This window comes from Halorubrum sp. SP3 (assembly GCF_005435195.1).
Classification (GTDB): Archaea; Halobacteriota; Halobacteria; order Halobacteriales; family Haloferacaceae; genus Halorubrum; species Halorubrum sodomense.
Genome location: NZ_SGTU01000184.1, coordinates 1 through 755, shown reverse-complemented (window position 1 = coordinate 755; position 755 = coordinate 1). Strand labels below are relative to the sequence as shown.

The window sequence follows — 755 nt, the reverse complement described above, 5'->3', positions numbered from 1 at the left end:
CACGACCTCTCGAACTGTTGGCTCCACTCCACGATGTGCCGAGACACCTTGTGGAGTCGGTCGCGGACGAACCGTTCCTCACGCCCTTCCAGCGTATCGTGCATACTGTCTTTCCCCGCGTTCTGGACGCGCTTCCGCATCGTGAAGTACCGATGGCGCTCGAACTTGATTTCGGGGAAGTCGATGACCAACGTATCTTCGACACCATCCGTTGAGAGTGCGGTGAGAGCCACGTTGTCCTCATTCACGTCCACGCCGACAACCATCCGTGAGTCCTGCTTGTCTCGAACGGTCTGCTTGGTGTTGCGGATGTTAACGTGAAGTTCTGGCTCACCGTCACGCCACAGCGTCTCCGACGTTGAGACCTTCCACTCGTCACCAGTGAGCGCAGTCTTGAGGAGGTCAAGGTGGGCGTCACTTCCTTCGAGGACGCCCTTGACGTGCTTGTAGGGTGCCGCGCTGATGCGGAACGCCACGTCGCCGTCGTCGGTGAGTGACAGGTTGTACCCCTCCTCGTAGTTCGCTCGGAGCGGGTAGGTGCCGTCCTTGGTGTGACTGGGTTTCCCGAAGTCGTCGTACTCGTAGTAGTTCTCCATCGCCCCGAGTGCCTTGGCCACGATTCGTTGAGTCGTGTTCTTCACGAGGTCGGCGTCGTCTTCGAGGCGTGGGGAAATCGAGTTCCAGTCCACACCATCCTTAGCGAATCGGATGGTCTCGTTGTACACCCGACGGGCTTCGAGTGTGGCGTCGTACAG

The 755-nt window shown here is 59.1% G+C and carries 1 pseudogene; it reads right to left on the bottom strand.

Annotated elements, in window-relative coordinates:
* Window positions 1-755: pseudogene (locus EXE42_RS16135) on the bottom strand (RNA-guided endonuclease TnpB family protein); the annotation flags it as partial.